This is a genomic window from Paenibacillus sp. MABNR03 (assembly GCF_050455445.1).
In the GTDB taxonomy this organism is placed as follows: Bacteria; Bacillota; Bacilli; order Paenibacillales; family Paenibacillaceae; genus Paenibacillus; species Paenibacillus xylanilyticus.
On record NZ_JBCIYR010000002.1, the window covers coordinates 501141 to 515107 of the forward strand.

Sequence of the window (13967 nt, forward strand, 5' to 3'; positions counted from 1 at the left end):
CTTTAAAAGAAGAACGCTTGTCATGCTCCTTTGCTGAGGCTAAATCAGCGTTGTTCCCGGATGGAGACTGCAGTGCGGAACTCGTTTCGGTATGGCTGCGACCCTTATGATCCCTCATGATGCAATCCCTCCTCCTGTAAACGGTAGGTTGCAGCATACAACCCTTCCGCAGCCATCAATTGTGAGTGAGTTCCCTGTTCTGCAATTCGTCCTTCATCAAGGACGATAATTTCATCCGCATGGCGGACGGCACTGATGCGGTGAGAAATAATCAGGGTGGTCTTGCCTTTGCCGATTTCCCGCAGGCTGCGCAGAATGCCGCTTTCGGTGACAGCGTCCACCGCACTCATGCTGTCATCCAGAATGAGCACCTGGGCTTTTTTGATCAATCCACGGGCCAGACTGGTTCGTTGACGCTGACCACCGGACAACGTCAGCCCGCGTTCACCGAGCAGCGTGTCGAATTGATCCGGGAAACGAATGATGTTGTCGTAGATCATGGCCTGCTTTGCACTGCGTTCCACGGTATCGAGTGGTACCTCCCGGTCGCTGAATGCAATATTGTCACGAATGGTAGTGCTAAACAGGAAACCATCCTGCGGGACATAGGCGATGCGGGAACGAAGACTTTCCAGCGAAAGCTGCCGTATGTCCGTACCATTCATTTGGATCGTTCCTTCAGGCGGTTCATATGTACGAAGCAATAGTTTAACCAGTGTGCTCTTGCCGGAACCGGTTTTGCCTACAATACCCACGGTCTGTCCAGCCCCAATCTTCAGACTGATGTGTTTGAGTGCCGAAGCCGAACTGCCTGGATAGGAGAAGGACAGGTCATCAATGGTAATGTCATTGACCGCACCGAGTGTTTTAGCTCCGGAGACTTCCCGCACATCCGGTTCTTCCGTCAGCAGATCGTTAACCCGTTCGAGTGATGCTCCCGATCGCTGCATGGTATTGATCACATTGCCAATCTGCTGAAGTGGGCCCATGATGATTCGCAAGTATAGTGTCAATGCCACAAAGCTTCCGAGTGTAATGGAATTTTGCATCGTCAGAATCCCGCCAACCAGAAGGGAAACGACCAGCGAAATGGCACCAAGCAGTGGCAGCAGTGCTTGAAACAGGGAAGAAAGGCGAACGAGCCGCAATTGCTTTTCCTTGATGGCATCCACCGTTGCTCCAAATCGTGAACGAGCGCCGTCTTCGATAGCAAAGGTCTTCGTTACGCGGATGCCGCCCAGCTGCTCTTCTGCAGATTCGGTCATGCTCGCGAGGGCGTCCTGCACATCACGGGAACGCTTGCGAATGCGGGGACCGAAAAACACAACCAGAAAGGGAATCGCCAGCAAGGGCACGATACTGATCAGGATGAGACTCATCGGAATTCCGCTAAGCAGCATCATCACGATACAGGATAACAACAGGAAGGTGGCGTTTGTCATCATCGTCACTCCATTGGATATGGCTTCACGCACGGAGGTGACGTCATTCATGACATAACTGAGCAGCTTCCCGTTACCCTGCTTGGAAAAATAGTGTTCACTCAGTTCGGAGAACTTGCCGAATATGCGCTCACGTGTCATGAATTCGAAGCGTCGTCCAAGTCTCATAATCATGAACTGTCCAGTGCCGAAGAGAAGGTTATAAGCGATGGCTATAGCCAGAAGCCACAGACTATACCGGATGACGGTGTCCATTTGAAGTGTATTCTGCATGAGCTGGTCCGTGAAACTGCCCAGAATTCGGGGTAAAGAGGCCTGACCGACATTGGAGGCAATAATCAGCACAATGGCAACCAGATACACGGGCCAATTGCTGACGACATAGCTTCGAAGTAATCCTGTCTTGGACATAGCATTGGTTCTCCTTTGTTCAGGTGGAAGTTGGTTACGCTGCGGAGGCAAGAAAAGGGCCGACACCTGAAATTAGCGCGTCGTGCCCTCTTACTTTATGCGATCCCGTTTGCTGTTTATCCGTAAAACAAATGATTTCTTTCTTTATCTTATTTTTGCGCTAATCCGAATCATTGTCAACGAAGCAAGGAAGAAGGGCATAAAAGTGAAAGTTCACAGGCCAAGCAGACATGGATATGTAGTTTTTTGCACAGGTATTATCCCAATGTCGAATTCTCTGAAACATTTCCTGAAGATGTCCCGTCTGTAGGATTGAAGAAGTCAAAAATAGGGTTTACTAATCTTAGGAGGTGCCAGGAAATGAAACATAAAAAAGGATTGGCTGCAGCACTCGCACTTTGCGTTTCTCTGACGGCAGGAGGTGCTTCTGTACTCGCTTTTTCGGACGTAAAAGATGAAGGACAAAAAACGATTGTGGATTCCCTGAGATCAAAAGGGATTGTCAGCGGTGTAACGGCGGATTTGTTCCGTCCGGATCTCGCATTGTCCGAGCCGCAGGGTGTTCAACTGATTGTGAAGGCATTTGGATTGAAAAATGAATACGCAGCCGCTTCTGCGCAAAATAAAATCAGTCCGGATACCTGGTATGCAGATGCGGTACAGGCTGCAACCCAGAATGGTCTGTCCATTCCGGTAGAATTGAATCCCCAAGGCAAGATGACACGTGAGCAATTTGTTATTTTGCTTCATGAAGGCATTAACACAACCGGGAATTATCCGGTCATCATGAAGTATAATCTTGTTAAGGACGAAAATAAAATCGGTAAGGACGCCATATCTGCAGTCCAGAACCTGCTGAACATGAACATCATTGAACTGGATAAGGACGGGAATTTCCGTCCAGATCAGTCGCTTACCCGTATGGAGGCTGCAAGCATGATCTTCAATGCACTTGAGTTTGTGGATAAACACGGCAATGGCGGCTCGGCAGAGCCCGCTCCGACGAATCCCGGTGAAGGCCAGCAAGCCATCGTCCCTGAAGTGACAACCACCAAGGTCGATGACAAAACAACCAAGGTCAAGCTCACTGCTGAAATGCCGCATCCTGGTTACGGTTTGAAGATTGATGATGTCAAACTGGAGAAGGATGGACGTGCCATCGTGCTGTACTCCATCATTCAGCCAGATCCGGACATGATGTACCCGATGGTTATTACAGAGGTTACGGCGGAGACCGACATTCCGACCGGTTATACCGCTGAAGCTCAGCCTTCCGGCAAATAAGCCGAACCGTTTCCTGTTTGTCCTTTCAAGGATCGCTTCATGAAGGAACGAACAACTTGCTATAATATACTTAAAACCCACCGCAACCATATAAACATGGACGGTGGGTTTTTGGTTTGTTTTTATTTTTCAGTCTGATGTTTGGTCTTGTGTTTCCAGGCAAAATCAATCCGATTAAAGCTTTGCTGTGCGACACGTAGGGGATTGAAGTATTCCGGGTAGATGCCCAGGAGTTTAAATGAAGTAACCATAGCCGCTTCAACAACGTATACAATCCATAGCGAAAGAATTAATCGAACATACAGGAGGACCACATATGGATTCGCGCGAGACATTGGATCAGGAGCTTGAACAGATTTTGAAGTGGGAAAAAGAACAGAAGGACTTGTTTATTTGGGATAAAATCGGTCGTTTGCCATTTGCGATGCTGGATAAAGTAATGCCAAAAGCGATCAAACAAAAAATTGGTGACGCCTTGAACGAAGTCGGACAGTACGTGCAGAATGGCGGCAAATTTCTCGTTCAAAAAAAGAAGGTGACCAAGCTGCTTCAAGAGGAAGCGGAAAAGTCCGGTTATTCCATGACAGACTATACCTATCACCTGGAACAGGATGCCGAGGCAGAAGGGACCGCTAAAATTCATAGTGTGGAGAAGCTACCACTTGAAGTTTTGGACCGTGTTGCCGACAATATTACCGAGAGCAGAACCAAGTTTGCCGCAGCACAAGGTGCCGCGACGGGAATTGGCGGAATTGTAACGATTGCAGCGGATATTCCGCTGGTGATGGGGCTTTCCCTGAAAGTACTTCAGGAAATGGCATTATGTTACGGCTATGACCCGGATGATCCCCAGGAGCGGATATTTATCGTTAAATGCCTGCAATTTTCCTCCGCCGATATTGTAGGCAAGAAGGCCATTATTGATGAACTGGCCGAGTACGACAATCCGGACAAGCAGGTACAGGTGGTTTCACAGATGCAGGGCTGGCGGGAGGTTTTTAATTCCTACAGTGAATCCTTCGGCTGGAAAAAGCTGTTCCAGCTCATTCCGATAGCCGGCATGGTGTTTGGTTCGGTGAGCAACAAAAATACGATTCGGGATGTCGCCGAAGCAGGTAAAATGTTATACAAAAAAAGGCTGATTCTTCAGCGCTTGAAGTAATCATTCATAACAAAAGGGTTCCCGCTTATCTGTCTACCAGATGAAGGCGGGAACCCTTTGTGATTGTATTGGATGCTATCTAAATCTGATTCTGAAAGATACAGCAAGTGGAGTGCAGCAGGTTGTAAGATATCTCATGTTCAGATCGATGTATATCCGTTATTCTTCACTGCCGTTTTCTTCCGCCCAGCGTTTCAGCACCTTATCCGATGGGAGCAGGAAGGTGAATATGCCGATCAGCGGCAGAAAGCTGCACATCTGCATGACTGGAGATACACCGAACACGTCGATCCAGTTCCCCAGCACGAGTGCACCGAGTCCTCCCATACCAAATGCCAGTCCGGTGATCAGGCCGGAGACGGTTCCGATTTTGCCCGGAATGAGCATTTGTGCATACACCACGGTCACCGAGAAGCTGGACAGCATGATGAATCCGATAATGGTCAGCAGCACGCCGGTCCAGAACAGATTGGCATAAGGCAGCAGCAGGGCCAGCGGAGCAGCTCCGGCCATCGACAGGAAGATCATGTTGCGTTTGCCGAAACGGTCCGCGAGGGGGCCGCCGAAGAATGTGCCCAGTGCACCTGCAGCCAGGAACAGAAAGATATAGATCTGTGCGTCCTCCGTGGACAGGTTAAACATATCCTTCAGATTAAACGCATAAAAGCTCCCGATGGAAGCGACATACCACGAACGGACAAAGACGAGCAGGATCAGAATGGTGATGGCAGCTGCAATTTTTTTGCGTAATGCCGGATTGGGGGCACGGCGGGCAGCCGCCTGTTTGCGCAGGTAACCTCCAGATTGCAGCATGCGGCCATACCAGCGGGCTATATAGATCTGTACCGCGATCCCCATGGCTGCAATGCCAGTGAATCCGATGGCACCAAACAATCCGAACGGGATGAAGATCCATCTCGTCAATAGCGGAGCGAGAGATTGTCCGGCGTTACCACCCACCTGAAAGATGGATTGTGCGAGACCCCGGCGTGGTCCTGCGGCCATATGGGATACCCGGGAACCCTCCGGGTGAAAAGCTGCCGAACCGAGTCCGACGAAGATGACCGAGATCAGGACAGCCATATAACTGTCGGCAAAAGCCAGCAACAGCATGCCGGTAAACGTGAATCCCATTCCGATCGGCAGGATCGAAGGCGTAGGTTTTTTGTCCGCAAACCAGCCAACGACAGGCTGCATGATGGATGCGGTAAAGTTGATGGCGAAGGATATCCATCCGATCTGGGTATATGTAAGGTGCATGGAGTCTTTCAGGATTGGAAAAATAGCCGGAATGACAGACTGGATCGAGTCGTTAAATAAGTGAACCAGACTGATGGCAATTAGAATCCGGTAAACGGTGCTTTGGGCATCCAATCCGGGTTGGTTTTTCGAACGCATGGCAGCGTCCTTGGATAATGAAGTTTGCATGGACATGTACTTTTCTCCTTTGGTCGCGGTCACGAGGGATCAGCGCCTGATAATGTATTGTGCCTAAGCATATTGTTACATAATAGGATAGATTCATTGAGGCGACAAGGGGAACAGGTGAAATAAATGCCGACGTTGGAAACGGAAACACAAGGAAGGACATTGAAAAACCAGATTGCATATATATCACATTTATGGTTATTTACGCTTCGTTTATTGAATACCCTCTTAGCCGTTCTTATTAACATGAATACTCGGTGGCACATTTCACCTGAACTTCACAGATGGATACGTGCCTGCTAACAATGCTTTCATTATGGTGATTTCAAATTGATATTAGAAATTGAACATGAAAAAACAAGCCGAACATCTTCCATGTGAAGAGTTTGGCTTGTTTTTTTAGTAGAGAATAGCAGAAGTGCTGGCCAATTACCGATTATCAATCGTCTCCGGGTACATATCATGGTTCATCATGCGATGTTCAGCCATCTGTTCATACTTTGTTCCTGGTTTGCCGTAGTTGGTGTACGGATCAATGGAAATGCCGCCACGCGGCGTGAATTTGCCCCAGACTTCAATGTAGCGCGGGTCCATCAACTTGATCAGGTCATTCATGATGATGTTCACACAATCCTCGTGGAAATCACCGTGGTTGCGGAAGCTGAACAGGTATAACTTGAGGGATTTGCTCTCTACCATTTTTACATCGGGAATGTAACTGATATAAATGGTGGCAAAATCAGGCTGACCCGTGATCGGGCACAGGCTCGTGAATTCCGGGCAATTGAATTTTACAAAATAATCGCGGTACGGATGCTTGTTATCAAAGCTCTCCAAAATTTCAGGATCATACTCAAATGTATATTTCACGCCTTGGTTGCCCAGCAGCGTCACATCTTTCATTTCATCAGGTTGTCTCGTCAATGTCTTAACTCTCCTCGTTCCGTTCAAGCGAGAAGCTTGCCGGTATATATGATAGGGATCCCAGGTCTTGAATTCAAAGCCTTTGGTTGTTCCCGAAAATTACATCATGCTGCCCATTCCACCCATACTGTCCATCAGACGCCGCGTTTGTTTCCCCACACCAAGGTGTGCAGCTGGGGAAGCACGCGGACATCGTTCAGGTCGTCCGATGCACTGACTTGATCAATCAGCCATTCATAACGGGCGAGCAGGGATGACGCCAGATCCGGCGTATCCGCAGAAGTGACATCCGGGTTTCCGGTCTGCAAAAACAAATCTGTGCCGGGATACCGTGCATGCACACGACGGGCATAATCCAGGTCTGTTTCATCGAAAATCACGATTTTCAGACTGTGGCTGCGTTCCGCCTGTCCAGCGGATAATCGTCCGATCAGGTCATCCAGCACGTCCCAGTCCGTGTTCATGCCGGAGCTAGGCGGCTTGGGCGAGACCGTAACTTCGTCAATGTCTGCCAGCCAAGGCTGCCAGCGGGAGCCCTGCGTTTCCACCGCTGTGCGGATACCGTGCTCCCGCAGCAGGGAGACCAGGCCGCCCAGCGAGGCGAGCAGGGCGGGGTTGCCGCCGGAGATGGTTACATGGGAGAAACGCGAACCGCCAACGCGGCGCAATTCTGCCCATACGTCCTCCGGCGTAATCATCCGGATTTGGTCCTTGCCACTGCCGTCCCAGGTAAAAGCCGAGTCGCACCAGGAGCAGCGGTAATCGCAGCCCGCAGTGCGGACAAACATGGTTTTCTGCCCGATCACCATGCCTTCGCCTTGAACCGTCGGACCGAAGATTTCCATCACGGGGATCCGTTTCTCTTGGCCTCGTACGGCAGCAGGAGCCGCGTTTTCTCGCAGACTACTCATCGATCATCCACTCCCGTCTAGCCTCGGCATAGCTGGTTGGTGTCTCGTAAAGGCGCACGAATTCGGTTCGGCCACCTTCAGTAAGCCCGGCATATGGTTCAGTCTGCAGCGCATGTTCCATCTGTTCGAACAGCCATACGACCATATTCTCGGCCGTTGTATTCATAAGGGGAAGAGTCTCGTTCAGGTACTGATGGTCCAGATACCCTTCAATTTGTGTTTTCCATATATCCTTGATATGTCCAAAATCAACGGTTAACCCGGTTTCGCCCGGATAACCGCTAATGCCAAAAACGACTTTATACGTATGGCCGTGCAGGTTTTTGCACTTGCCTTCATAACAATGCAGATGATGCGCAGCATCAAAGGTGAATTCCTTGCTGACGAGTACACGTTTGCGGTGGTAACGCAGCTGTGAAGGCAGAATATCCTCTCCTATCCGCTGCAGATGCTCAACAATACGGAACGTTCCTGGCTCCCTCATCGTACGTCTGCTCCCACGGATCCGGCAGCGGCGCGCTGCTCAACATAGCGATCCAGTCCGGCTTTGCGCAATTTGCAGGCAGGACATTCACCGCATCCATCACCGATCACCCCGTTATAGCAGGTCAGTGTCCGCTCGCGTACATAATCGAAGGCACCGAGATCATCTGCCATTTTCCACGTTTGAGCTTTATCCAGCCACATCAACGGAGTATGAATGACAAATGGGTAGTCCATCGACAGGTTGAGGGTCACATTCATCGATTTAACAAACGAATCCCGGCAATCCGGATATCCGCTAAAATCGGTCTCACATACACCTGTAACCAGGTGACGTGCTCCTTTTTGCTTCGCCAGGATGGCAGCAAAACTGAGGAAGAGCAGGTTGCGTCCATCCACAAATGTGCTGGGCAGCTCGCCTTCTTCATGAGTAATCTCGACATCGGTACGGGTCAGTGCGTTGGGCGCAAGCTGATTGAGCAGGCTCATGTCCAGCACGGTTTGCTGTACACCTAGGTCATGTGCAATGGCGGCAGCACATTCGATCTCCTGCTTATGGCGTTGTCCATAATCGAAGGTGACAACCTCGACTTCGGCAAATTGCTGCTTGGCCCAGAACAAACAGGTGGTACTATCCTGACCGCCGCTAAATACGACGACCGCTTTTTCTTCGTTCAACATAAAAAAAACTCTCCATCTTCTTAAGATCAATCCATGCACCTAGGCACAGAGTGTCGGAAGAACAGAGAAGTTCATGAACTGGCATCCATCAAAAAACACACCTTCCCTTAAACTGCTTCAAAAAAGCAGCACGGTAAAAGTGTCCTTAGTTTTTTACGTACGTTATCATTGTGTACGCAAGACTTGTAATGACCATTACAGGGTCAACGTCTTATAGAGGGAGTTCGCGAACCTCTCCCATGCCGAAGGCATGGATTTTCTTCTTCAATTGTCTGAACCATTATAACACGAAACCGCCCGGTGACCACCCCGCTTGTGTCATCGGTATTTTGCATCATTCGATTACACTCGTTCCAGGGTGCAATATATAGACGAATAGGACCATTTCGATCTATATATTGAAGATTGGGAGTCGCTAATTGGATTTTTGCAAAATGCTCATCATAAATGCGGTGATCACCGGGCAGTTCATTTAATCAACACATTGCCGAAGGGAATAACTTCCTTGAGAATGCGTTTAAATAGCCCTTCGTCATTAAGGTCCCGTTCCAGTCTGCTATTCTCGCGTCCTGCCTGGAAGAGCACCGAGCCCTGTCCCGTCATTTTCCAGTGGTAGTTCATATGCTGGCTGGCGAGATTGTTTCCATACACAGTGAGTTCCAGATGTGCATTTTCGGGATAAGCGATGATGCTGCCTGCATCCACATATAGTGGAGCAGTAGGGTGCAGTTCCTGTTGGCAGACCTGACCTTGGGTCAGCAGTCCAATCTTGCCCTTGCCGGAGAACTTCATTTTGACCGCATCCTGAGTGATCAGCATGTTTTTGATCTTCTGAATTTTGGTATGCATGGTCACACCGTCCGAGTAAAAAAAGAGATGCCGAAAATCGTACAGCAAATCGCTGTTCTCGGTGAGTTCAACTTCCTTCATGGTGAATCCAGGAGGCAGTGCCGCCACAAATTGGCATGGCCCGGTGATTTCTGATTTGATCAGCTTTTTTTTGCGAACCATGCCTGTGATGTTCATGAACTTGTCATTGCGGCTGCCGCTCGAGCCGCGAAAGGCAACGATTTGCTGAGGATGCAAAATATGAAGCCGGTCATCCTGGACCAGCGAGAAAGTAACCACTTGTCCAGCTCCGCCGGCTTCGGTGTTGTTCAGGTGAATGTGCATGTGCTTGCTCCTGTTCTTTTATACTCGGCCCGAACGACGACGCATTCCCCAACGCATAACACGAATCAGAACGAAATAGCCTAGTATGAGGCAAATTACAGTAATAATCATCGTTTGGATGCGTTTGGTCGTGGCATTTTTGGCATCCTGATCTTCCTGCAGTTTGGTGACCATATCGGTCAGTTTCTGATTCTGTTCTATTAATTGCTCATTTTGGGCCTTGAATGCTTCCACATTGGCTTGGGCTTGTCCCAATTGAGCCGAAGTCTCATTAAGTTGGTTCAGCGTTTGTTGGTAGCTTTCCTGCAGGGCGTTCACTTCCCCGGGTAGCTCGGAGACGCGTTCCCACCCGCTGTATATGTCTGAAAATATATTGGCACTAGCTGCACTTACGGTTGATGTCAGAGAGACGGTGAATAAAATGCAAGTGGTGAATAACACCCGAATGTAATGACCCTTGATGGGTTTTGGCATCATTGGCACCTTCTTTCGGTGAGGATTGTCTACTGCCGAATTCGTCATTATTTGTTGAAATACGACTCTTACATTATACGTCAAAACCAGCGTGTTGGGTTCAGGGCATTGTATTTTTTCCAAGAGTAGATACCTGTTTAATTCAGCGATCTGCAGGGTAATATACGTTCAAGGCAGCACGCGGACAGTTTGACAATATATCATTACCCCGGTTCCGGGTGTTTGCCATTCACAATGACGAAAATTATAAAAATAACAATATATCCGATTTTGGAAAAAGATCGTGAACGAAGGAGAAGAAATTTATGTATACGACAGAAACAACCACACCAACCAAAACAATTATGATTACAGTAAACGGCGAGCCAATTGGACGTAAATTGATCATTGACAGCGTGACCTATGCCCCGGTGACAGAGCCAGAATGGGCACCATCCATGACTGATTTGGGGATGAATCAATCTACCCTCTAAGTTGGGACTTGTCATAAATTCGGAGAAGAAAAGCTTGGCTTAATGCCAGGCTTTTTCGTCGTTTTTTGTCGTATTAAGGCGGATTTGGGGGTGAAAAATTATTTTATTGGAAAAATATTATACGAACATATGTTCCGTGACAATATAGTGTCCATTCACCCTGATAACTTATAAGATAATACATATAAATCGGGGGAGAGACTACCAGTGAACTCAGTCTTTGAAGTATGTTATTCGTGGAATAGAGAGGCCATACCGACAGGAGGGGCCGACCCCGTATATATGATGGTTGAATGGCGTTACGGGGCCCCTGCCAAAAGACTTAGGAAAGTAGCACCTAAAATTGTATCGAGAGACATGGAACTTTTGCTCAAACCGGAATTTGGAATTGAACTTAAAGGGATTTATGGTTGCCGATCCAAAGAGACGGACATTGGTTGGATTCTGCGGCTTGGCGACGTATACAAGGGGGAAAGTAAGCAGATTCTGCTTGAATTTGCGATGGGCCCCCGTGTATCGGGAAAAGCAGCCATATGCTCTGCCTACTGGAGTACACGCAAGGTGAAGCAAAGTCAGAGAGTGCTGCTGCGTCGGGAGCAATTATATATTCAATATACGAGTCACTTGGGAATGTTGAGACAGCCGGAGGATCCGAAGGTAGAGAAGACGATTAAATTAAGTGAGACCGTACCCTTGATCAAACAAGCCTTACGAGCTTATGAAAGAGGCCGTGCACAAGAGGGAAGCAACCTGCTTCGCAGGCACGCAGATGCTCTGTTAATCGAAGCGGCTCGCAAACAGGATCTGGATTATTACCAGGAGGCTGAGATTGTGGAAAAACTGCGTCACCACTATGAAATTACGTATGGTGCATCACATAACAGCCATGGAAAAGCCATGTCAGGCGAATAGGGACAAAGAACTATTGATGACCAAATAAAAAAGGATGTTTCTACATAGAATTTAAAGGTGAAAATAAAGAATGAGTCGAATGTACTATATATCATAATGATAAGTTGGTTGGGATTGTATCGAATTTTTTGAACAACAAGTGGAGGGTCCGGCAAAATGACAGACCGACTGATCCGGTTAATGCGCATTATAACTCTTGTGCAGGCGAAGCCGGGGATTCTTGCCCGTGAGCTAGCCGAGCGGTGCGAGACAACGGAAAGGACGATATATCGCGACATGGAGGCCCTCAGCGCAATGCATATTCCGATCGCCAATATGGGACATGGCAGAGGGTATAGATTTATCAGCCACTTTGCCATGTATCCGTTAAACTGGTCTGACGAAGAAGCTCAAGCTTTTGTACATCTGGCGGAAGTTATGGATGATATCCGCCCTTTGCTGAAGCCTGCCTTTGAGAGCGCATATGAGAAAGTGGTTGCATCAAATCAGAAAAACAAAACGGAGCGGGTGGAATGGTCGGAGCAAATTAGCGGTTTATTTCAAATTGGAATGTCCGCATGGCAAAATGACAAAGAACAGAGGGATAACTCACTGGTAACCCTGCTTCAAGCCGGCATTTCACAAAACACGATTGAAGCAGAACATCTCTCTCAAGGCACGAAGAAGATTGTGCGACTTGATCCCTACGGTCTGATTCCTCGTGAGTACTGCTTCGATTTGTTGGCATACTGTCATTTATCGGAGAGGCTACAAATCTATGAAGTAGGGAACCTACAGAAAGTTCGGATTCTGCCTCGTACATTCCGCAAAGATGACTTCCTCTTGCAATCCCATTTACGTACGATGGGAGCCAGTCAAGGGCAAGAGAGGATTGCCTTCAAGATTCGTTTCTCCCGCGATGCAGTTGAACATGTGATGAAGCAAAGATTTTTGGTGCGTCCCATTTTAACGATGGAACCCGAGGGAACGTTATTGCTTGAGACCATATTGAGTGATGATCATGAGTTCATGGGGTGGCTTGCCCAATATGGGCCAGAGGCTGAGATCCTTGAACCTGAGGCATACCGGATCATGATGAAGGAACGTCTGGAGCGCTGGCAGCAAATATATCGCTGAATCCGGCGTAACAGGCGTTCCTTTTTGCGTCATGAAGCGGAAGTTAACGTGGACATGCTATTCGTTAGTCTTGAACAGATGTGCCAGATTGCCAAAAGGTGATTCCTTCACATCATCATCTGTGCTGCTGGAATAGACGACTTTGGATGCAATTCCTTCATCATCAGCGGCACAATTGGTTTCCAGACTGAAGCGGTCAAATTGATGCATGAATACTTTGGCGGTATTAATGGCATCATCCAATGCACGATGCTGAGTACCGTCGAATTCAATTCCACATAATTCCAGTGCCTGGGTTAGGCCCAGCTGACGGAATTTGCCTTCCTTGCGAACAGTTCGCGACCACTGCTGCTGCAGATCGTTGTGGTTCGTGATCCAGGCAACATCAAGTTGATGTGTACGACAATGGGAAATCAATTTGCTGCGGTCATCCGGCCCCCAGGAACACATGTAATACACATCGTTCCCCATCCAGGCAATAAAGTTTTGCAGTGCCTCTGGAAAAAGTGGAGCGGCATCAATATCTTTTTGCGTAATTCCCGTAAATTGAATGGTGTCAGTCGACAGGACGGATTTGTTGGAGGGACGAACATATGTATGAAACGTGTCAGATACGTAAAGGCCGTCCGCTCCCTCTGTAACTTTTACCGCACCGATATCTATTATTTCAGAAGAGTAGCGAGCATTACGGCTAACCGTGAATTCAAGATCATAGATAATATATGGCATAGGACAAGCTCCTTTATCATTAATACATGTTCTATTTCTCTATATTACAGGGAAGCCTGCGGGATGTCAGCCTGTATTGCAATTCATTTTCCTGCATACTCGATTTGTACACAGGAGTTGACAATTTCTTGTAGATGCTCTAATGTGATCAAAAATGCTAACAGCGATTATCGAGGATATGATTACGTAAGCCGGCTTCAGGCAGAGAGGGAACCGATCGGTGTGAGGTTTCTGTTGCTGCTTCGTAGTTCCCACCTCGCGAGCTGCGGAGGAGAATGCCATCAGGCTGCAACCACCGCCGGAAGGGCCCGTTATGCCCAAGAAGGACTGCGTGATCTCGCATTGGACATATGGGGAACGGGAC

The 13967-nt window shown here is 48.3% G+C and carries 14 protein-coding genes; 5 read left to right on the top strand and 9 right to left on the bottom strand.

Annotated features, from left to right (window positions below; all coding sequences use genetic code 11):
• Window positions 1–104 precede the first annotated feature (104 nt).
• Complete coding sequence (locus AAIH57_RS10835) at window positions 105–1853, bottom strand: ABC transporter ATP-binding protein (RefSeq protein ID WP_430021627.1); 1749 nt, start codon at window positions 1851–1853, stop codon at window positions 105–107.
• Window positions 1854–2213: 360 nt separating this feature from the next.
• Between AAIH57_RS10835 and AAIH57_RS10840 the strand changes: the two genes are divergently transcribed.
• The gene (locus AAIH57_RS10840) at window positions 2214–3137 is read left to right on the top strand and encodes an S-layer homology domain-containing protein (RefSeq protein ID WP_175398117.1); all 924 of its coding nucleotides are present in this window, start codon (window positions 2214–2216) and stop codon (window positions 3135–3137) included.
• 316 nt (window positions 3138–3453) lie between these two features.
• Window positions 3454–4299, top strand: a complete 846-nt coding sequence (locus AAIH57_RS10845; protein WP_430021628.1) for an EcsC family protein — start codon at window positions 3454–3456, stop codon at window positions 4297–4299.
• Window positions 4300–4458: 159 nt separating this feature from the next.
• On the opposite strand, the gene AAIH57_RS10850 is transcribed toward AAIH57_RS10845, so the two are convergent.
• The 7 genes from AAIH57_RS10850 to AAIH57_RS10880 all read right to left on the bottom strand — a co-directional run bounded on the left by AAIH57_RS10850 (window position 4459) and on the right by AAIH57_RS10880 (window position 10376).
• A complete protein-coding gene (locus AAIH57_RS10850; RefSeq protein ID WP_175398119.1) occupies window positions 4459–5733 on the bottom strand; it encodes an MFS transporter in 1275 nt (424 codons plus the stop codon).
• 423 nt (window positions 5734–6156) lie between these two features.
• Window positions 6157–6630, bottom strand: coding sequence for a preQ(1) synthase (queF, locus tag AAIH57_RS10855; RefSeq protein WP_175398411.1), 474 nt, complete (start codon window positions 6628–6630; stop codon window positions 6157–6159).
• A gap of 155 nt (window positions 6631–6785) precedes the next feature.
• On the bottom strand, window positions 6786–7562 hold the full coding sequence (gene queE / locus AAIH57_RS10860) for a 7-carboxy-7-deazaguanine synthase QueE (protein ID WP_430021629.1): 777 nt from the start codon (window positions 7560–7562) through the stop codon (window positions 6786–6788).
• Entirely contained in the window at window positions 7555–8046 is a 492-nt protein-coding gene (queD, locus tag AAIH57_RS10865; protein WP_154893068.1) for a 6-carboxytetrahydropterin synthase QueD, read from the bottom strand. Before queD ends, queE begins: the two co-directional genes overlap by 8 nt.
• Complete coding sequence (gene queC / locus AAIH57_RS10870) at window positions 8043–8723, bottom strand: 7-cyano-7-deazaguanine synthase QueC (RefSeq protein ID WP_175398412.1); 681 nt, start codon at window positions 8721–8723, stop codon at window positions 8043–8045. Before queC ends, queD begins: the two co-directional genes overlap by 4 nt.
• Window positions 8724–9194: 471 nt before the next feature.
• Window positions 9195–9899, bottom strand: coding sequence for an AIM24 family protein (locus tag AAIH57_RS10875; protein ID WP_175398121.1), 705 nt, complete (start codon window positions 9897–9899; stop codon window positions 9195–9197).
• An 18-nt stretch (window positions 9900–9917) separates the two neighbouring features.
• Window positions 9918–10376, bottom strand: a complete 459-nt coding sequence (locus tag AAIH57_RS10880) for a hypothetical protein (RefSeq protein WP_175398122.1) — start codon at window positions 10374–10376, stop codon at window positions 9918–9920.
• Between the two features lie 302 nt (window positions 10377–10678).
• On the opposite strand from AAIH57_RS10880, the gene AAIH57_RS10885 reads away from it, so the two are divergent.
• The 3 genes from AAIH57_RS10885 (at window position 10679) to AAIH57_RS10895 (ending at window position 12874) form a co-directional block, all read left to right on the top strand.
• Complete coding sequence (locus AAIH57_RS10885) at window positions 10679–10846, top strand: hypothetical protein (protein WP_430021630.1); 168 nt, start codon at window positions 10679–10681, stop codon at window positions 10844–10846.
• 207 nt (window positions 10847–11053) lie between these two features.
• Window positions 11054–11758, top strand: a complete 705-nt coding sequence (locus AAIH57_RS10890; protein ID WP_175398124.1) for a hypothetical protein — start codon at window positions 11054–11056, stop codon at window positions 11756–11758.
• Between the two features lie 156 nt (window positions 11759–11914).
• A complete protein-coding gene (locus tag AAIH57_RS10895; protein WP_430021631.1) occupies window positions 11915–12874 on the top strand; it encodes a helix-turn-helix transcriptional regulator in 960 nt (319 codons plus the stop codon).
• A gap of 57 nt (window positions 12875–12931) precedes the next feature.
• Here the strand turns inward: AAIH57_RS10895 and AAIH57_RS10900 are convergent, their stop codons facing one another.
• A complete protein-coding gene (locus tag AAIH57_RS10900; protein ID WP_175398126.1) occupies window positions 12932–13603 on the bottom strand; it encodes a 3'-5' exonuclease in 672 nt (223 codons plus the stop codon).
• Window positions 13604–13967 lie beyond the last annotated feature (364 nt).